The following is a 19340-nucleotide window of genomic DNA, read 5'->3' on the forward strand; positions in this document are numbered from 1 at the left end:
GGGTCATGCCGCGGCATCTACTAGCGCGGCAAGCTCGGGCGCATGAGAGAAATTGAACCCATGCGCACCATGATGCATGACAGTGAGCTTGGCTTGCGGTGTTCTTGCGACCAGGCGAAGACCGAACTCCGGTGGAGACAGCGGATCCCGGGTGCCGCACACGACATCAATCGGGCACTGGACCGTACGAAGCAATTCAACGGTGGAGTAGTCCAGCATCTGGGCGCAGCTTTTGGCCCACCATGGGATGCCGCAGCGCAGGTAATCGACGAGCAATATTGCCTTCACCGAGTTCAACTCGTGCGGGAAATCTTCAAAGAGCCGGCGGGCCTGCCTGAACAGCGTCGCTTCACGGTCGTTGACCGCAGGAGCTGCAATGACCAGGTGCTTGACCAGATCCGGCCACGCGCGAGCTAGCTCAATGGAAACCTGCGCGCCCATGGAATGCCCGAGGACGATAGCGTTCTCAACCTTCAGCTCGCGCAACGCCAATGCTACTTCGTGCGCGAAACGCGGTACGGTCACCGGGCGGCCATCATCCAGATTCTTGCCGTGGCCTGGAAGTTCGGGAACGATCACTCGATACTTCTTAGCCAAGATGTTGGCCAGCGGAGTGAAATAGCGGCTGGATGCTCCGAGCCCGTGAATCAGCACCACGTCAGGGCCATGGCCCGCGACACGAACCGAAAGCCTGGTCCTGAGGGATTCGGGCAATTGCCCAAAGTAATCGTGGCGCACGCCAGCCTTTCATCGTGCGAAAAGTGCGCACACACTATCGGTAGGGAAAATCGGCACGCTCACCTGAAATGGCGAGACAGGCAAAAAGGAATTAACCGCCCGCCCCGGTCGAATGCTGGGTAATAGCGGAACGAAGGTCTTCCGGGAAGAGCTCCTGCACGCCTTCCTCGTATTTGGAACCGTCATCTGGACGGCGCAGTTCCTGCCCGTCAATGCGGAACGGGAAGGCATCCGCCTGGGCAGCGGTGTCCGCCGAGTCCTGGCTATCGGGTGCGCAAGTAGCCCAGCCGTAGGTCGTGGAGTCCTCGATACGGAAAACCTCAACCTGGCAAGTCGGCGAATCGATGACCGTTCCCTGTTCTTGGACGACATCAGTAATAGTTGCTCGCTCGTCATCGGACAGGGTGATTGGTTCATCGCCTGAACCGCAGGAAGTGATTGCAAAGGTCGCGACAAGCGTTGCGCCGATGCCGAAACCAAAGCGCTTAATTTTCTGACCCATGGCCCTGCTTACTACTTGGAGACTCCTGACACATATTTTTCCCCTATTTGCTAGGCAAAACAAGTTGGGCTGGCCGTAGGGAACAAGCAGAATCAAATATCTGGGAAATCGCCTCAGGGTATTCGCTGCAAAACTCGCGTGAGATCACGTAATCGTTGGCAAGGCAGGTGCCTGCAGGGCGATAGGCTTAAGCCCATGAGTGCACAGATCAAGGTGGCCGTGCTCGGCGCGGCCGGACGAATGGGCTCGGAAGCGGTCAAGGCCGTAACTGAGGCTGCAGACATGGAATTGGTAGCAAGCTTGGGAAGAGGCGACGATTTGTCGCAGATCCTTGAAGCCGGCGCAACGCACATTGTTGACCTTTCTGTGCCGGCATCCACCGAGGCCAATGTGCGTTTTGCCGTCGAGAACGGGCTTCATGCAGTGGTTGGCACCACTGGCTGGGATGATGATCGCCGCGCGAATTTGGAAGGGCTGCTGGGCAAGCATCCGCAGGCAGGTGTGCTGATTGCGCCCAACTTCGCCCTGGGCTCGGTGCTCGCCAGCGCTTTCGCGGCTACGGCCGCCAAGTACTTCGAATCCGTAGAGATCATTGAGCTGCACCACCCGAACAAGGTGGACGCGCCTAGCGGCACCGCGGTGCGTACCGCTGAACTGATCGCGAAGTCGCGTGAAGCCGCTGGAGTCCCCGCGAGCCCGGACGCTACCGAGACCCAGCTCGATGGCGCCCGTGGCGCAGTCGTCGATGGAATCAACGTTCATTCGGTACGCCTGCGCGGCCTCGTAGCCCACCAGGAAGTGCTCTTTGGCGGCCCGGGGGAGCAGTTCACCTTGCGCCATGATTCCTTCGACCGTGCCTCGTTCATGCCAGGCGTCCTCCTGGGCCTGCGTACTGTTGGCTCCCGCCCGGGCCTGACCTATGGCCTTGATGGCTTCCTGGAGCTGGGCCAGTGAAAACGAAACTTTGGGTAGGCGGCATTCTGCTGCTGTTCGCGCTGTACATTGGAATGACCTTCACCCAGGCGATCCGTCTGCTGAAAACCGGGGAACTGGTCGCGCAGGTCATGGGCATTGCAATCCTGGTTATTCCTGCACTGTGCGTCTGGATCCTCATTCGCGAGGTGCTCTTCGGGCTGCGCACTGAGAAAATGGGCAAGTCCTTGGCCGCCTCAGGTGAGCTGCCAGAGGATCTTCCCCGCATGCCGTCGGGACGTTTCCTCCGTTCGGCCGCCGACGCTGATTTCCCTATCCATCAGCAGGATGTGGAAGAGAACCCGGAATCATGGAAATCCTGGTACCGTCTGGCACTGGCGTATGAAGCCTGCGGTGACAAGCCGCGCGCCCGCAAATCCATGCGTACTGCGATCGAATTCTGGCGAGCAGACCAGAAGGTCAGCCAGTAATTGCATAAAGCAGCATCATGTTGATGGCCCGGACTCACGAGAGTCCGGGCCATCGCTCTAGAATTTGCTCTTCGTCTCGGGGGTGCTGTCAGCTCCGCTAAACACCCGGACGCCATATTCCAAAGGGCCAGAGGCCTTGCTGAAGCCAAGCCAAATTCCGAAGACGGCCGTCGTTGCACAGAGAACCCACCAAATCACCATTGGGTCCAAGTGCTCTTTCAGCGCCGGCAGCAAGATAATGTGCCCTGCATACAGGGTCAGCGGGGCCCGGCCGGCGCCAGCCAGAATCCGGCCGAGCGCACCCAGCCGACCAATAATCAGCTGGAGCAGGCCGATGATAGCGACAGCGCAGGCGGCGTTGTGCAGCGTGGAGAGCGAAGAATTGCTGTGACCGGTCGGCAGCCAAAGATAGGCTGGATTGTCCAGGAACGGATCCAGGTTGGCGCCCGGCAAACGCCCGGTGGTGATCATTGTGGGAACGAGGGATAATTCCAGGCCCAGTTCACGGGCTATGAGCCCGGCATTGTGCATGCTCACCGAATGGCCCGCCCATTGGGTTGCCGCCGCGATAATCGAACCGCCCAATGCAAGCAGGCTCGCAGTCCTCGTGCTGTGCAGGTTGCATCTTGCGATGGCTATTCCAAGAAGGCCGAAACCGAACCAGACCATCAATGGGTAGTATCCGGTGACCGTTAGATCCTTGAGGAGCAGTTGCGGGGTGAGAATGTCGCCGAAGCTCGGATTATGGTCCAGCGAGTCCGCAATCCAGTTGCTGGCCAGCGGTCGCCAAAGAACCGGCATAAGCAGCAGCCAAATGGCCGAGACTACCCAAATGGTTGTTCTCGACAGCTTCAGCGCCAGTGGAAGCAATAGAAACAGTAGCCCATAGTGGACAAGAATGACCGCGATGGCTTCATTTACTGACCCAATTGCCATTCCGAGCACGGCAATAATTAATGCTCTCAGCACAAGGACTGAGTAAACCTTAGGGTGGGAACAGCCCTTTCGAGCCAAGGATTTCGAGAGCAGGACCAAGGATAAACCCGCCAGCACCATGAACAGGACAGATGCTCGGCCGGAGGCGAAAGTCCCGGTAAATGTTGGGGAGTAGGCGGGTGCGCCGCTGGTTTCATAGAGCGCGAAAACGTGCGCGGCGAACATCCCGAGGATGGCGGCAAGCCGTGCCGCGTCCACGCCCAGCAACCGCTGGGAACTACCCAAATCGTTCATGGAATCATCGCACCACGAATTGCGCGGGGGATGCCATTGCAACATGCGCGAGTGTAGATTTAATGCCATGGCTACAAGTGCAATTGATAATCAGGCATACCCGTTCGGTACCGTGCTGACCGCTATGGTCACGCCCTTCGATGAAGCGGGTGAAGTCGATTACGCGATGGCTGCCAAACTGGCAACGAAGCTGGTTGATGATGGCTGCGACGGACTGGTCGTCACCGGCACCACCGGCGAGACCTCGACCCTGACCGATGAAGAGAACATCGAGATGTTCCGTACCGTCGCCGAGGCGGTGGGGGACCGTGCCGCAGTGCTGGCCGGTTCCACTACCAACGACACCCGTCACTCCATCAAGCTCTCGCTGGCTGCCAAGGAAGCGGGCGTAGACGGTGTGCTGTTGACCACCCCCTACTACAACAAGCCAAGCCAGGCCGGCGTCATCGCCCACGTCAAGGCCATCGCCGAAGCCGTTGAGCTGCCCATCATGCTCTACGACATCCCGGGACGCACCGGCATCGCGCTGGCGCCCGAGACCATCATTGAACTGTCCAGGATTCCTCAGGTCATTGCCCTGAAGGACGCCAAGGCGGATTACCAGTCCACCACCACCGTGCTGGCCACAACCGATCTGCACGTGTACTCCGGCGACGATGGGCTGACTTTGCCGCTGATGGCGGCAGGTGCTGTCGGCGTGGTTTCGGTCACCGCTCACGTTGCGGCCGCTAAGTACCGTACGCTTGTTAATGCAATGCATGCAGGAGATCTGGCGACTGCACGCACCACACACTTTGAGCTGGACGCGATCCAGCGCGGCATCATGGGCCACATTCAGGGCGCCGTGGCCGCAAAATATGGACTTCACTGGCAGGGTGTCCTGCCGAACACCGTCGTCCGACTGCCGCTGTTGGCACCGTCGGACGCAGAGCTCGATGCCATCCGCGCGGACCTACGTGAAGGTGGATGGGATCTGTAACGAAAGGGACTAACCACATATGACTGAGAGTTCAGTAGGCAAGGCTGACGCTGCGCGTATGCAGACTCCGGCGAAGCTGAAGAAGGGAACAATGCGAATTGTTCCCCTCGGCGGCTTGGGCGAGGTCGGCCGAAACATGACCGTTTTCGAACTCAACGGGAAACTGTTGATCATCGACTGCGGCGTGCTCTTCCCCGAGGAGCACCAGCCTGGCGTGGATCTGATCCTGCCAGACTTCTCCTACATCAAGGACCGCTTGGACGACGTGGTGGGCCTCGTGCTGACCCACGGCCACGAGGACCACATCGGTGCTGTTCCGTACCTGTTGCGCCTGCGCGAAGACATCCCTTTGTACGGGTCGAAGCTGACCCTGGCCTTCGTCGAAGCAAAGCTGGCAGAACACCGCATCAAGGCCAACACCAATATCGTGGTGGAGGGCGAGATCGCGCAGGTTGGCAACTTCGAATGCGAGTTCGTAGCTGTGAACCACTCGATCCCGGATGCCTTGGCAGTATTCCTGCGCACCGAAGCCGGTACCGTGCTGCACACCGGCGACTTCAAGATGGACCAGCTGCCACTTGACGGCCGCATCACCGACCTGCGCCACTTCGCGCGCCTGGGCGAGGAAGGCGTGGACTTGTTCCTGCCGGACTCCACCAACGCCGAAGTTCCGGGCTTCACCGTTGCCGAACGCGAAATCGGCCCGGTACTCGAGGCCAAGTTCGCGCGCGCCCGCCGCCGCATCATCGTCGCTTCGTTCTCCTCGCACGTCCACCGCGTGCAGCAGGTTCTGGACGCCGCAGCGGTGCACGGCCGCAAGGTGGCCTTCATCGGCCGCTCGATGGTGCGCAATATGGGCATCGCCGAACGCTTGGGCTACCTCGAAGTGCCACAGGGTGTCCTGGTCGACCTGAAGCAGATCGATTCGCTGCCAGACCACAAGGTCGTGCTGATGTCCACCGGTTCGCAGGGCGAGCCGATGGCTGCACTGTCCCGCATGGCCAACGGCGAGCACAAGGTCCAGATCAACCCGGGCGACACCGTCATCCTGGCCTCCAGCCTGATCCCGGGCAACGAGAACTCGGTCTTCCGCGTGATCAACGGCCTGATGCGCTTGGGCGCCGAGGTCATCCACAAGGGCATGGCCAAGGTCCACGTTTCCGGTCACGCATCGGCTGGCGAATTGCTCTACTGCTACAACATCCTGCGCCCGAAGAACGTGCTTCCGGTGCACGGCGAAACCCGCCACCTGATTGCCAACGGCCGCCTGGCCGCGCAGGCCGGTGTCCCGGAGGACAACGTGCTGCTGGCAGACGACGGCTCGGTCATCGACATGAAGGACGGCGTAGCAAAGCTCGTTGGCCAGGTCGAATGCGGCTACGTCTACGTTGACGGTTCCAAGGTCGGCACCATCACCGATGATGACCTGAAGGACCGCGTCACCCTGGGTGAAGAAGGCTTCATCTCGGTCATCACCGTGATCAACCGCCAGAACGGCACGATCATCTCCGGCCCGGACATCCACGCACGTGGTGTAGCCGAAGAGGACTCGGTCTTCAACGAGATCAAGCCGAAGATCGCAGCTGCGATTATGGAAGCGGTGGGCAACAACCCGAACCACTCCACGCACCAGCTGCAGCAGATCACGCGCCGCGTGATCGGCTCGTGGGTATCGCGCAAGCTGCGTCGCCGCCCAATGATCGTTCCTGTAGTGCTCGAAGCCTAGGCTTCCAAAAATATTGCCTCGAACCAATTAAGGTTCGAGGCAATATTTTTATGGGAAATCAAGCGCAAGGCATGCACCACAGCTCAAGCGTCAGCCAAAGAAGCCCAGGTATGCAGGACTTGGCGAGTCATCGAGCTCGATTGCCGGGGCGGGACTTTGCGGCAGGATTTGTCCTGTTTGCGCGTCTACTACGACGACCGAATCCCACTGGTCCATATCGATCTGCTCCAGCACCTCGCCGGTGCGGGCTTCCATGGACACTGAGCTGTCCCAATCACCGGATGGGGCGACGTCTTGCTGGCCAGCGAGTGCCGGTGATGAGAGTGCCAGGGCGCCAACGATTAAGGTTGCTGTCGCGATGCCAATTGAGCGTATGCGCAAGGTCTTCTCCCAATGCAGTAAAGATGATTTTCACTGACTCTACCGATGTTCCCGAAGGAAACCGGGAACCACCACGCAGCCTGAAACTGGCTATTTCCCGGACATCTGGTGCTGTCACAGCACTTTTAAGGCAGAATTGGGCTCAACGCCAGCTCAAGGAGACGAAATATGCCCGGGCATCACCCAATGGGTTGGATCGAAGCCGCTGTGGAGGAATGTGCATGATTGAGTTCGATAACGTTTCCAAGCACTATCCGGATGGCACCGTTGCCGTCAAGGATTTCAGCCTGCAAATTCCGGCACACCGCACCACAGTCTTCGTCGGTTCCTCAGGCTGCGGCAAGACAACATTGCTGCGGATGATCAACCGCATGGTTGATCCGAGCAGCGGTACGCTGCGTATCGACGGCGAGGACATCGCCAGCAAGCCGGCGGTGGGCCTGCGCCGCAGCATCGGCTACGTGATGCAGAACTCCGGCCTGCTGCCTCATTTCACTGTCGCACAGAACATTGCGACCGTGCCGCGGCTCATGGGTGAAACGAGCAAGGCATCACGAGCGCGTGCCTTGGAACTGATGGGCACGGTTGGGCTTGCCGGCTCCATGGCCGACAGGTATCCGCATCAGCTCTCTGGAGGCCAGCAGCAACGCGTTGGCGTGGCACGCGGGCTGGCCGCCGATCCGAACATCCTGCTCATGGACGAGCCCTTCGGCGCCGTGGACCCTATCGTTCGCGCCGAGCTGCAAGAAGAATTGATTCGTCTCCAAAGAGAACTCGATAAGACCATTGTTTTTGTCACCCACGATATTGATGAAGCCTTCCTCCTGGGGGACCAGGTGGTAATTCTGGCGGCGGGCGCACAGAAGCTCCAGGTCGGCAGCCCGAGTGAGATCATTGAAAATCCGGCCAATGATTTTGTCGCCTCCTTCATTGGCGCGCAGCGTGGGGCACGGGCGCTGAGCTTGAAGCAGACCGAGCACGGAACCGTCCTGGTTGATGCGCAAGGCCGGACTCAAGGCAAGCTCGTCGAGGATGGGTCAGTCCAGTGAACTGGGTCCTGGAAAATCTCGGACTCATTGGTTCGCTATCGCTGGAGCACCTGCGCCAGTCCCTGATAGCAATCATTCTCGGATTCATCCTGTCGATTCCGCTGGGTTGGGTGGCCTGGCGCTACAAACTGGTGCGCGGACCGGTCGTGAGCATCACCGGATTGCTCTACACGATCCCTTCGCTGGCTCTGCTGATGATCCTGCCCGTACTCACCGGGATGAGCGCGATCAGCGAAGCCAATCTCATTCTCGCCTTGGCGATCTACGCGATAGCGATCATGGTGCGCAGCGTGGTCGATGGGCTGAACTCGGTGGACCCGGCAACCAGGTCGGCCGCAACTGCCATGGGCTACGGATCGGCACGCCGCTTCTTCGCTGTCGACCTTCCCTTGGCCGGTCCCGTAGTTCTGGCTGGTCTGCGAGTGACAGCGGTCAGCACCATCTCGCTGGCAACCGTCGGCATCCTGGTCGGGGTAACCAACTTGGGCTACCTGTTCACCAACGGTCTGCAGCGTCGCATCATTGAAGAAGTCCTGGCGGGGATCATCGCGGTGGCAGCGATCGCGTTGCTCGTTGACCTGTTGTTGCTCCTGGCCGGCCGTTGGCTGATGCCTTGGGCTGCAACGAGCACCAGGCAAAAACGAACTGCAGCGCAGCCGTCCACGCAGAAGGTGTCCTCATGAATCTGATTTCCGATGCGCTGGCGTGGATCTTCGCTCCCGAGCAGTGGCAGGGCGATGGGGGACTGGCTAGCTTGCTGGGGCAGCACTTGCTGTTCACGGTGGTTGCTGTGCTGATTGCTAGCGCGATTGCCATCCCTGCGGGATGGGCCATTGGGCATACGGGGCGAGGAAGGGAATTGGCCGTCGGGCTGGCCGGCGTTGCGCGTGCGGTGCCATCCTTCGGACTGCTGATTCTGCTGGTGCTGCTTCTGGGAGTTCTGCACAAGCCAGAAGCGGCCATGCTGACCTTCGTCGTGCTGGCAATTCCATCACTGCTGGCCGGAGCCTATACCGGCTTCGAAGCAATTGACCGCAAGACCATCGATGCTGCCCGGGCCATGGGGATGACCGAATGGCAGATCCTCGTCAAAGTCGAGATCCCACTGGGACTTGCGCTGCTCGTAGGCGGGATCCGCTCCGCCGTTCTTCAAGTAGTCGCCACCGTTACTGTTGCCGCCTACGTAAATCTCGGCGGCCTGGGACTGCCCATCATCACCGGTCTGAACCTGCGGCGCTTCGACATGGTCCTGGGCGGCGCCTTGATGGTTGCCGCGCTGGCCTTGGTGCTGGATTTGGCATTTGCCATCGCGCAGAAAGCGGCTGTACCCCACGGGCTGGGCGTGCCCTCGAAGAAGAAGAAGAAAACTTACCAAGATACCGATGACTCAATCACCCGCGAAAGGGAAATGTCATGAGAACCAAGAAGATATTGTCCACGAGTGCTCTCGTGCTGGCCGGAAGCCTCGCACTCGCTGGATGCTCCGGTGCGGATCCGTTGGCCACCGAAAGCGATGCCACCCGGGAGGGTGGGGAAGCGATCGCAGTCGGTTCGCAGGCCTACTATTCCAATGAAATCGTTGCTGAGATCTATGCCCAGGCGCTTGAGGGAGCCGGCATGGAAGTGGAACGGAAATTCAGCATCGGGCAGCGCGATGCCTACATGCCCCAGCTGGAACACGGCAGCATTGATGTCTTCCCTGAATACACCGGCAACCTGCTGCAGTTCTACAAGGAAGACACCGAAGCACGCTCCGCCGATGAGGTGTACAGCGAGCTGAAGGAATCCTTGCCGGATTCGCTGGCCGTGCTCGAAGCCGCGCCAGCTTCGGATCAGGACTCCTACACGGTGACCAAGGAATTCGCTGAAGCCAATAAGCTTGCGAGCATCGAGGATTTGGCCGGCATTTCCGAACCCTTGACCGTGGGCGGCCCGCCTGAATTGGCGCAACGCCCCTATGGACCCAAGGGCTTGGAGAGCGCATATGGCGTCAAGGCCGAATTCTCGGCAACTGGCGACACGACCGTTGAAGACCTGGCCGCCGGCACGGTGAATGTCGCCAACGTCTTTACCGCGGATCCGCGGATCCAGACGGAGGACTTGGTAGTCCTTGAAGACCCGAAGTCGCTATTCCTGGCATCGAATGTGGTGCCATTGGTGGCCGCTGATCAATCCGGGGAATTGGCAGAAGTCCTGAATCCGGTCAGCGAAAAACTGACAGCGCAGGTTCTGGTGGACCTCAACGTGCAGAGCACCGTGGACAAGAAGTCTGCCGCCGACATCGCTTCGGCATGGCTGACGTCCGAGGGGCTGTAGCCCGGCAACCCAGCACGAGAATATAGCTTCACAGCAGCCGCACCGCCCACGCAATGACGGGCAGTGCGGCTGCTTTTCCTTGTCCGGAAACGGCAGCGGCTTGGCTGAGTGGGTCTTCCGTGGCTTGCTCGTTTTGACAATTGATAATGATTCTCATTAGTGTTTAGCTCTGTTGGCAGAGGAGCTCGCCGGATCTCGGCGGCCGAGGCCTGCCCGCCATGAATGGAGCACTGATAGATGAAAAAACTCAATCCCTGGAAGTTGGCCGTGCCGGTTGCCATCCTGGCCCTGGCCACCGGATGCGGCGCGCCAGCCGGATCTGCCAGCGGTGCACCGCAGGGCACCGGCGCCAAGAGCATTTCCCTGGACAGTTGCGGAAGGCAGGTCGTCTTCGACAAGGCGCCGGACAGCGTTCTTGCAGTCGGGTCGGAAGCCCCGGCCCTGCTGGCCGCCGCTGGAGCGGGAGACAAGCTTACGCACTACGCAGGCAGCTGGCAGGTGCCTTTCGACGAAGAAACCATGGCGGCAGTGCGCAACGCGGAGCGGATTACCGAGGACTCGCATGATGTCTCCTACGAAATGATCCTGGACTCGGGAGCAGACGTGGTGATCGGCACCGATATCGCTGCTGGAATCGATCTCGACTCGTTGGCTGAACGCCTGGAAAGCGCCGGAGTGAAGATGCTGACCGTCAGCGGATATTGCGCCGGATTCGAGGACCGATCCACCGGCGGGCTCAGCGGCTTCGACCAGATCTACAAGGATGTCCAGTCCTACGGCCAGCTCTTCGGCACCGAGCAGGCGGCCGAAGACTCCGTGCAGCAGATGCGAGCACGCGTCGAGCAAGCCGCGCGCAGCGTCAAGCAGGAAAGCCAGCAGCGCGGGATGCCGCTGTACGTGCCCACCGCAGGCACCTTGGGATCCTACGGCCATGAATCGCTGGTTGCCGAGCAGATGGAACTGCTTGGCCTTCAGAACGTCTTCAACGACGTGCCCAAGCGCTACTTCGAGCCCTCCACCGAAGAACTCGTGAACAGCGGCGCCGACAAGGTCTTCGCCATGTACCTGCCGACAGGCTCCTCGAACTTGGAAACCGACCAGCAGGTCATCGAGGCGCTGCGCGACCGCCCCGAATTGGCCGGATTGCCCGCCATCGAGCAGGACAGCGCCATCGTGCCGCTGAACTACTACTATTCCTCGCCCGGTCCGCTGGCAGTGGACGGGGTCGAGCTGATCGCCGACCGGCTGGCCCGTTGATGAGCCAGCCAGCGGCGCTGCGCCGGCAAGCGGCCTCATCGCGCCCCGTGGCCCGCCCGGGGCACGGACGCGGCCCCAACCGCGGCCTGGTCCGGGGCGCCACCCCCATGGAATTCGTCAAGCTCAGTCCGGCATCGAATACCACCGTGCTGGTGACCAGCCGGCACCCGGCGGCGCACTACCGCAGCATCGCTGACCGGCTGCTGCGCGCCGAACATGTGCACGCCGAGCAAGTCGGGTTCATCCTGCCTCCCAGCTCGCCCCGGGCCCAGGCCCGGCTGCACATGGCCGGTGGCGAATTCTGCGCCAATGCCGCGTTGTCGCTGGCCGCGCTGCAGGCCGCGCGCCGCGCCCGCAGCGGCCCGCTTGAGCTGCTGATCGAAGCCTCCGGCGCCGCGCAGCTGCTGGGCTGCCGGGTCGAGCCGGACGGTGCCGTCTACCGCTGCCAGCTGAAAATGCCCTGGCCGCTGCGCATCGACCCGTACCCGTTCCCGGGCGTCGCCGGCGCCGGGCTGGTGCGCTACGCCGATGCGGTGCATCTGGTCGCCGAATGCGACGGCTCGGATCCCCAGCTGCGCGGGCGTGCGCAGCAGCTGGCCCTGGATCTGGGCGCCAGCGAAGCGGTGTCCGTCGTGGGCATCATGCTCTACGATCCGGACCGCGGGCAGCTGGCCCCGCTGGTCAGCGTCCCGGCACTGGGCAGCCTCATCTGGGAGGGCAGCTGCGGCTCGGGAAGCGCCGCGCTGGGCGCCTTCCTGGCAGCGAAAGCCGGCGCTCCGGTCAATGCCAGCGTGAAACAGCCCGGAGGCACCGTGCAGGTGCACGCCGATGGCAGCCGCGCCAAGGCCACCGCGCTGCAGATCAGCACCGAAGTAAGCATCGTGGCCGAAGGGACTGCATATATCCATGACTGAAACACCACTGGCCACCCAGGCCGCCGCCGCCGGCCTGGCCGGCGTGCTGCACGGCTACCTCGGACGGTTCGCCGAAGCCGCCCGAGACTATGACGGATCGACGCGGCACGCGGCGGCGCTCGAAGAGCTGCTGGCCGGCTATGCGCAGCTGGTCACCGACCCGGCCAATGAACCGGGCTATGCCCAGATGGCCGCCACCGACCAGGGCACGGCGATGGTGGCGGTGCTGCGCACCGAATCGGCGCGCTGCGTCGCAGTCATCGAGAAGTACCGGGCGCTGCGCCTGCTCGAAGGCCGCAGCGGAGCCGAGGGCTACTTCGCCAACATCGAATCGTGCATCGCCGGGGAATTCGGCGCCGTCGCCCCGGACTCCAGCTCCAAGGTGCTGCTGGTCGGTTCGGGTTCCTTCCCGATGACCCTGCTGAACCTGGCCTCGCGCACCGGGGCCAGCGCCGTGGGGATCGACATCGATCCCGAAGCGCTGGAGCTGGGCCGCCGGGTCGTGGCGCAGCTGGGGCAGGGCCTGGACATCGGCCTGCAGGGCGATCAAATCCACCAGCTGGACTTCCTGCCGCAGGCCACGCACATCGTCTTCAGCTCCACGGTGGCCGTGAAATACGAGCTGCTGCACCAGCTGCACGCGCGCACCCGGCAGGACGTGGTGGTCGCAATGCGCTTCGGCGACGGGCTGAAGTCGCTGTTCAACTACCCGATGCAACCAGTGGACCCCCGGCGGTGGCAGCTGGACGGAACGATCCGCCAGCCCGGGCAGGTCTTCGACATCGCTCTGTACACCAAGGCGCGCACGAGAACGGAAAGCAATTAGCCCATGGATGAACTGGGAAATATCCTCATTGCCGGAACCGGACCGGTTGCGGTGCAAAGCGCCGTGCTGCTCGGGGCGCTGCCCGGGGAACTGGGCATTGCCGGGCGCGCCTCGCAGCGCTGCGCCGCCTTCTTCGACGCGCTGGAGGCCAACGCCGGCACCGCCCGCGTCCAGGTGCAAAACCCCTCCCATGCCGCACTGGCCGGGCAGGTGCGCATCGAGCACCGCTACCGCGGCTACCAGCAGGTGCGCGGCGGCTGGGACACCCTGGTACTGGCGGCCACCGCCGACGCCTACCTGCCGGTGCTGCGCGAACTGCCGCCGGGGGTGCTCGCATCGCTGGCGCGGATCGTGCTGCTCTCGCCCACGCTGGGCTCGGCGGCACTGGTGCGCGAATTCGCCCGCCGCAGCGGCGCCGACCCGGAAATCATCAGCTTCTCCAGCTATCTGGGGGACACCCGGCAGGTGGAGGGGACCGGCGGAGCGCTGGTGCTGACCGCCGGCGCCAAGGCCCGCATCTACGCCGGCTCCACTGGCGGGGCCACGCCCGCGCTGCAGCGGCTGCGAGCGGTGCATGCCGCGGCCGGCACCGAAGTGCAGCTGGCGGGATCGCCGTTTGAAGCCGAGGCGCGGAACATGTCGCTGTACGTGCATCCGGCCCTGTTCTTCAACGAGCTGGCGCTGCGCGCGGTCTTCGCTCCCGCCCCGCCCGTCCAGTACGTCTACAAGCTCTATCCCGAAGGCCCGGTCACCCCGGCGCTGATCCACTCCATGGCCGAGGCCTGGCGGGAACTGTCGGCCATCACCGCCGCACTGGGCGGCCAGCCGGTCAACCTGCTGGCCTTCATGCTCGATGACGGGTATCCGGTGCACCCCCAGAGCATCGACCCGGGGAAAGCGGCCAGCTTCGAGCAGCTGCCGGCCATCGAGCAGGAGTACCTGCTCTACGTGCGCTACGCCTCGCTGCTCATCGACCCCTTCTCGCAGCCCGACGCGCAGGGCCGCTACTTCGACTTCTCGGCCATCGCCTTCCGCCCGGTCTTCCGCGATGACCAGGGCCAGTGGGATGTGCCGCGGATGCCCAAGGAAGACTACTACCGCACCAGGATCATCGCCGGCCTGGCCCGGGAACTGGCCGTGGCCTGCCCGATGATCGACGCGCTGCTCGCCGCCTACGAAGACGCCCTGGTGCAAGCGGCCTCGGCCCGGGAGGGCCAGGGCTGCTCGCCGGCCTTCGCGGTGCAGGATTTCGCCGAGGACCTGGCCATGATCAGCGCCGGAATCGGGAGTGCGGCATGAGCCATCCAGAAGTCGAAACAGCGCAGCAGCTGCCCAGCGAACGGCGCATCATCGCCGAGATCTGGCCGGCGCTGCTGGCCTCGGCGCTGGGCCTTTTGCCCTTCACGGTGCTGAGCACTTTCCTGGTGCCCATCGCCGACTGGGCCGGGGCCGGCTATGCCGAAACCGGCACCCTGCGCGGGCTGGCCGGCGTCGGCGCGGTGCTCGCCGGGGTTGCGCTGGCCCCGCTGATCGGGCGCATCGCCCCGGGCACCGTGGCCGCCGCGGCGCTGGGGCTGATGGGCGCCGCCGCCATCGCGGGGACCTTCTCGGGCCTGGCGGCACTGGCAGTTTTCTGCCTGGCCACCGGGGTGTCCAACGCGCTGCTCTACCCGGCGCTGTCCACCGCGGCCGCGGACCGCTTCGGCACCACCCCGGCCGCGGGCCGGGCAGCCACCTTGGTGATGACGGCCCAGACCCTGGCCTCCACGATCGGCGCGCCGCTGCTGGTGCTGCCGGCGATGTTCTGGGGCTGGCAGGGAAACCTGGTCGCCATCGCCGCCATCAGCATCGCCCTGATCCCGGCGGTGCTGCGCTACGGCCGCCGCGGTGCCGGGCACTGCGCCGCAGACCCGGCTCCGGCTCCAGCCCGGCTGGGCTATCTGGCTGCCTTCCGCACCCTGGCCGGCGTGCCCGGAGCACGGGCGCTGCTTCTGGTCTCCTTCGGCCGCGCCGGCGCCTTCATGGGGCACCTGGCCTTCCTGGCCCCGCTGTACACGGAGAAGTTCGCGCTGACCGCCAGCTGGTTCGCGTTCATCTGGTCGGTCAGCGGCGGAGCCTTCTTCCTGGGGCACCTGCTGGCCGGGCGGGTGCTCAACGCCGGGGATTCGCAGCGGCGCACCCGTGCGGTGATGGTTTTCAGCCTGGGCATTTCGCTGGTGGCGCTGTTCGGCGTCTACCTCTCACCGGTGCTGCCGCTGGCGGTGGCCGGCACGGCGCTGCTTTCGGCTAGCCACGCGGTGGTCGCGGCCGCCGTGATGAGCCTGCTGGTGAGCCGTTGCACGCAGGTGCGCGGCACCGCGCTGAGCCTGAACGCGGCCGGCATGTCCCTGGGCCTGTTCCTGGGCACAGCAGCCTCCGGAGCGGCGCTGGCCGCCGCCGGCTACCTGGCCGCCGCTGCCGTGCTTGGCGCATTGACCCTGACTGCGCTGGGTGCCGCACTGGGCCTGCGCACCGATTCCATTGGCGAAACCCCCGAAAGGCAGCCATGACCCCGTTGGAACCTATCGTGCGAGAACCCCGGGAACCGCTGGCCTGCGCCGGCGATGACCTGGACCATGACCGGCGGGCCCGGAACACCTGGCTGTGGATCGCCGGGCTGCTGGCCGTACTCGTGGCCACCTTGCCGGTGGCCGTAGGGCTCGGCCCGGTGTCCATCGAGCCGGGCACCGTGCTGCAGATCCTCAAGGCGCACCTTTCCGGGATGCCCGCACCTGGTGCATTCAGCGCCTCGGACCAGTCCATCGTCCTGCTGCTGCGCGTGCCGCGGGTGCTGCTGGGTGCCGCCGTCGGGGCCGGGCTGGCCCTGGCCGGGGTGGCGCTGCAGGCGCTGACCCGCAACATCCTGGCCGAGCCCTACCTGCTGGGCGTGACCTCCGGGGCCTCCACGCTCTCGGCGGCCGCGATCCTCTTCGGCGCCACGGCCGGCATCGGCACGGCCTCGCTGGCCACCAGCGCCTTTGCCGGGGCGCTGGCCGCCGGGATCTTCGTCTACCTGCTGGCGCGGGTCGGTTCGGAGATGACGTCCACCCGGCTGGTGCTGGCCGGGGTGTCCGTGGGCTATGTGCTGCACGCGCTCACCTCGCTGCTGATCTTCGCTTCGGATGATCCCAATGCGGGCCGTTCGGTGCTTTTCTGGACGCTGGGTTCACTGGCGCAGGCGACCGGGCAATCGGCAATGATCACCTGGATCGTGGTGCTCGGGACCGCCACGCTGCTGGCCTATTGGTCGCGGCCGCTGGACGCGCTGGCCATCGGCGATGGCACCGCGCAAGCGCTGGGAATATCTCCGGCGAAGCTGCGTGCGGCCGTCATGGTGGTGACCGCGGTGTGCGTGGGCGCGCTGGTCGCGTCCTCCGGCGGCATCGGATTCGTCGGGCTGGTGATTCCGCACGTAGCCCGGCTGTGCGTCGGTGCCACGCACCGCACCCTGATTCCGGTAGCCGCCCTGCTCGGCGCGATCTTCCTGGTCTGGGCCGATGTGCTGGCCCGGACGGCCATGGCACCGCAGGAATTGCCGCTGGGAATCGTTACCGCATTGCTCGGCGCCCCGCTGCTGTTCGCGCTGGTTCGCAAGCTCAATGCGGCCCAATAGGAACCAAGGACCTGGAAGAAGGCAAGAACCATGATTACTGCTACAGATATTTCGGTGGGCTATGGCGGAAAGCTGGTCATTGAATCGGCGGGGCTGCAGGCAGGCCCCGGGGAAGTGGTGGGGCTGATCGGCCCCAACGGCAGCGGCAAGTCCACCCTGCTGCGCACGCTCTATGCGGCGCTGCGGCCCACGGCAGGGCTGGTGCTCGTGGACGAGCGCCCGGTCAGCGGACTGCGCGGCAACGAACTGGCCCGCAGGATTGCCGTCGTGGCCCAGGAAACGCCGAGCGAACTGCCGGTCAGTGTCGCCGAAATGGTGCTCCTGGGCAGGGTTGCGCACCGCAAGGCGCTGGCCGCCTTTGCCCGCGAGGACCACCAGGCGGTTGCTTCGGCACTGTCCCGGGTCGGCGCCCGGCATTTGGCCGACCGCCGCTACTCGACCCTGTCCGGCGGCGAGAAGCAGCGCGTGCTGGTTGCCCGGACACTGGCCCAGCAGGCCGAGCACCTGCTTCTGGACGAACCCACCAACCACCTGGATATCCGCTACCAGCATGAGCTGCTGCGCATGGTCGGGGAACTGGGAACCACCACGGTGGTGGTGCTGCACGATTTGAATCTGGCCGCCCGCTACTGCAGCAAGCTGGTCATGCTGGCCAACGGCGGGGTCATCGCTGCGGGCACGCCCCAAGAGGTGCTGGACCCTGGGCTTCTGCTGCAGGTCTACGGGGTCCACGCGGAGCAGGTGCTGGTCAACGGCATCGTGCAACTGGTCTTCAGCCTGGCCGATGAGCCCAAGGTGCAACATAGTGGCACTCCAGTGCCCGGATGATAGCCTGCCCGGTAGGCAAGCATTGGCCAAGCGCCTGCCTGCCGGGCCCCAGCATTGACCGTGAAAGGTATCCCTGCCATGACGAATTCCGCCGCATTCGAGGCTGACAAGCACTACGATCTGATCATCCTCGGCACCGGTTCGGGCAACTCCATCCCCGGTCCAGAATTCGATGGAAAATCCATTGCCATCATCGAGAAGGGCGCTTTCGGCGGTACCTGCCTGAACGTCGGCTGCATCCCGACCAAGATGTATGTCTACGCCGCAGACGTGGCCCTGGAAACCAGGCAAGCGGCACGGCTGGGAATCGAGGCGCAGGTCAATTCGGTGGACTGGCCAGGCATCGTCAGCCGGGTCTTCGGCAAGCGCATCGATCCCATTGCCCAGGGCGGCGAGGGCTACCGCCGTGGCGCGCAGACGCCGAATATCGATGTCTACGACCAGCACGCGCGGTTTGTCGGCGAGCGCACGCTGCGTACCGGGCAGGGAACAGAAGCCAGGACCATCAGCGCGGACCAGATTGTCCTGGCCGCCGGGTCGCGCCCGTTTATTCCGCAGGAAATCATCGATTCCGGCGTAGCCTTCCACACCAACGAGGACATCATGCGCTTGGCCCGCCAGCCCAAGTCCATCGTGATCATCGGTGGCGGCTACATTGCCATGGAGTTCGCCCACGTCTTCGAGGCACTGGGCACCAAGGTCACCATCCTGGCCCGTTCCGAGCTCATGCGCCAGCTGGATGCCGATCTGCGCGGTCCATTCAACCAGATGGCCGCAGAACGCTATGACGTGCGCCAGGGCAGGAGCATGGTCAGCGCCGTGCAAGAGCCCGACGGGGTGAAGCTGACCCTGGATGACGGTTCCACCGCCAGTGCGGAGGTGCTGCTTGTGGCCACGGGGCGCATCCCCAACGGCGACCAGCTGGATCTGGACCGTGCCGGCATCGACTCCGAGGACGGCCGGGTCAGCGTGGATGAGTACGGCCGTTCGACATCTGCCGAGGGCATCTGGGCGCTGGGCGATATTTCCTCGCCCTTCCTGCTCAAGCATGTGGCCAACGCGGAAATGCGCGCGGTACGCCATAACTTGCTGAACCCACAGGACATGAAGCAGATGCCCCATGAGCACGTGCCAGCGGCGGTCTTCACCCACCCGCAGATCGCCTACGTCGGCATGACCGAGGACGAAGCCCGCGAGGCAGGCCATGACATTACCGCCAAGGTGCAGAAGTACGGGGATGTGGCCTACGGCTGGGCCATGGAAGACAGCACCGGTATCGCCAAGCTCATCGCTGATCGGGAAACCGGCAAGCTGCTGGGCGCGCACTACATGGGACCGCAGGCGTCAACGCTGATCCAGCAGATGATTACGGTGATGGCCTTCGGGCTGGATGTGCGCGAGGTGGCCGCCAAGCAGTACTGGATCCACCCTGCACTTCCCGAGGTGACCGAGAACGCCCTGCTCGGCCTGGACTTCTCCTAGCGGCGGCCCGGCCTCCCGGCAGCGAACCGAGGCCACCTGGCAGCTGAACCCGCTGGC

Annotated in this window: 20 protein-coding genes; 16 read left to right on the forward strand and 4 right to left on the reverse strand. The window is 63.7% G+C overall.

The features are described 5' to 3' along the window. Positions 1-3: 3 nt before the first annotated feature. Together ACWICV_RS12850 and ACWICV_RS12855 are read right to left on the reverse strand one after the other, a co-directional pair. Complete coding sequence (locus ACWICV_RS12850) at positions 4-714, reverse strand: alpha/beta fold hydrolase (protein ID WP_402472259.1); 711 nt, start codon at positions 712-714, stop codon at positions 4-6. A 115-nt stretch (positions 715-829) separates the two neighbouring features. Continuing rightward, complete coding sequence (locus ACWICV_RS12855; RefSeq protein WP_105658192.1) at positions 830-1240, reverse strand: hypothetical protein; 411 nt, start codon at positions 1238-1240, stop codon at positions 830-832. A 195-nt stretch (positions 1241-1435) separates the two neighbouring features. On the opposite strand from ACWICV_RS12855, the gene dapB reads away from it, so the two are divergent. Both dapB and ACWICV_RS12865 read left to right on the forward strand, forming a co-directional pair. Continuing rightward, complete coding sequence (dapB, locus tag ACWICV_RS12860) at positions 1436-2194, forward strand: 4-hydroxy-tetrahydrodipicolinate reductase (RefSeq protein WP_332727695.1); 759 nt, start codon at positions 1436-1438, stop codon at positions 2192-2194. Continuing rightward, positions 2191-2643 (forward strand): tetratricopeptide repeat protein, encoded by a 453-nt coding sequence (locus tag ACWICV_RS12865; protein ID WP_133832973.1) that lies wholly within the window; start codon positions 2191-2193, stop codon positions 2641-2643. The genes dapB and ACWICV_RS12865 overlap by 4 nt, the downstream gene beginning before the upstream one ends. A 57-nt stretch (positions 2644-2700) precedes the next feature. Here ACWICV_RS12865 and ACWICV_RS12870 read toward each other — a convergent pair whose 3' ends face one another. Beyond that, on the reverse strand, positions 2701-3873 hold the full coding sequence (locus ACWICV_RS12870) for a heparan-alpha-glucosaminide N-acetyltransferase domain-containing protein (protein WP_454091117.1): 1173 nt from the start codon (positions 3871-3873) through the stop codon (positions 2701-2703). A gap of 67 nt (positions 3874-3940) precedes the next feature. Between ACWICV_RS12870 and dapA the strand changes: the two genes are divergently transcribed. Both dapA and ACWICV_RS12880 read left to right on the forward strand, forming a co-directional pair. Continuing rightward, positions 3941-4852 carry a 4-hydroxy-tetrahydrodipicolinate synthase gene (dapA, locus tag ACWICV_RS12875; RefSeq protein WP_400342829.1) on the forward strand — a complete coding sequence of 304 codons (912 nt, stop codon included), beginning with the start codon at positions 3941-3943 and terminating at the stop codon, positions 4850-4852. A gap of 19 nt (positions 4853-4871) precedes the next feature. After that, complete coding sequence (locus ACWICV_RS12880; RefSeq protein ID WP_105658187.1) at positions 4872-6578, forward strand: ribonuclease J; 1707 nt, start codon at positions 4872-4874, stop codon at positions 6576-6578. Positions 6579-6668: 90 nt separating this feature from the next. On the opposite strand, the gene ACWICV_RS12885 is transcribed toward ACWICV_RS12880, so the two are convergent. Next, on the reverse strand, positions 6669-6959 hold the full coding sequence (locus ACWICV_RS12885; RefSeq protein WP_146112310.1) for a hypothetical protein: 291 nt from the start codon (positions 6957-6959) through the stop codon (positions 6669-6671). A 221-nt stretch (positions 6960-7180) separates the two neighbouring features. On the opposite strand from ACWICV_RS12885, the gene ACWICV_RS12890 reads away from it, so the two are divergent. From ACWICV_RS12890 to mtr, 12 genes are all read left to right on the forward strand, one after another. Further along, positions 7181-8008 (forward strand): ABC transporter ATP-binding protein, encoded by an 828-nt coding sequence (locus tag ACWICV_RS12890; protein WP_400290445.1) that lies wholly within the window; start codon positions 7181-7183, stop codon positions 8006-8008. Further along, positions 8005-8691 (forward strand): ABC transporter permease, encoded by a 687-nt coding sequence (locus tag ACWICV_RS12895; protein ID WP_332731422.1) that lies wholly within the window; start codon positions 8005-8007, stop codon positions 8689-8691. The genes ACWICV_RS12890 and ACWICV_RS12895 overlap by 4 nt, the downstream gene beginning before the upstream one ends. Continuing rightward, positions 8688-9425 (forward strand): ABC transporter permease, encoded by a 738-nt coding sequence (locus tag ACWICV_RS12900; RefSeq protein WP_454091118.1) that lies wholly within the window; start codon positions 8688-8690, stop codon positions 9423-9425. Before ACWICV_RS12895 ends, ACWICV_RS12900 begins: the two co-directional genes overlap by 4 nt. After that, positions 9422-10324 (forward strand): ABC transporter substrate-binding protein, encoded by a 903-nt coding sequence (locus ACWICV_RS12905; protein ID WP_454091119.1) that lies wholly within the window; start codon positions 9422-9424, stop codon positions 10322-10324. The genes ACWICV_RS12900 and ACWICV_RS12905 overlap by 4 nt, the downstream gene beginning before the upstream one ends. Positions 10325-10561: 237 nt before the next feature. Then, positions 10562-11581, forward strand: a complete 1020-nt coding sequence (locus ACWICV_RS12910; RefSeq protein WP_332594695.1) for an ABC transporter substrate-binding protein — start codon at positions 10562-10564, stop codon at positions 11579-11581. After that, complete coding sequence (locus tag ACWICV_RS12915) at positions 11581-12495, forward strand: hypothetical protein (RefSeq protein ID WP_454091120.1); 915 nt, start codon at positions 11581-11583, stop codon at positions 12493-12495. Before ACWICV_RS12910 ends, ACWICV_RS12915 begins: the two co-directional genes overlap by 1 nt. Beyond that, a complete protein-coding gene (locus ACWICV_RS12920; RefSeq protein ID WP_454091121.1) occupies positions 12488-13321 on the forward strand; it encodes a class I SAM-dependent methyltransferase in 834 nt (277 codons plus the stop codon). Before ACWICV_RS12915 ends, ACWICV_RS12920 begins: the two co-directional genes overlap by 8 nt. Before the next feature lie 3 nt (positions 13322-13324). Further along, the gene (locus tag ACWICV_RS12925) at positions 13325-14620 is read left to right on the forward strand and encodes an opine metallophore biosynthesis dehydrogenase (protein ID WP_454091122.1); all 1296 of its coding nucleotides are present in this window, start codon (positions 13325-13327) and stop codon (positions 14618-14620) included. Beyond that, complete coding sequence (locus tag ACWICV_RS12930; RefSeq protein ID WP_454091123.1) at positions 14617-15870, forward strand: MFS transporter; 1254 nt, start codon at positions 14617-14619, stop codon at positions 15868-15870. Before ACWICV_RS12925 ends, ACWICV_RS12930 begins: the two co-directional genes overlap by 4 nt. Positions 15871-15887: 17 nt before the next feature. After that, positions 15888-16973: a FecCD family ABC transporter permease gene (locus ACWICV_RS12935; protein ID WP_454091124.1), complete on the forward strand. Its 1086-nt coding sequence runs from the start codon at positions 15888-15890 to the stop codon at positions 16971-16973. Positions 16974-17003: 30 nt separating this feature from the next. Then, on the forward strand, positions 17004-17801 hold the full coding sequence (locus tag ACWICV_RS12940) for an ABC transporter ATP-binding protein (protein ID WP_400290461.1): 798 nt from the start codon (positions 17004-17006) through the stop codon (positions 17799-17801). A gap of 78 nt (positions 17802-17879) precedes the next feature. After that, a complete protein-coding gene (gene mtr / locus ACWICV_RS12945; RefSeq protein ID WP_454091125.1) occupies positions 17880-19283 on the forward strand; it encodes a mycothione reductase in 1404 nt (467 codons plus the stop codon). Positions 19284-19340: the final 57 nt, after the last annotated feature.

Source organism: Glutamicibacter sp. NPDC055354 (genome assembly GCF_053644955.1).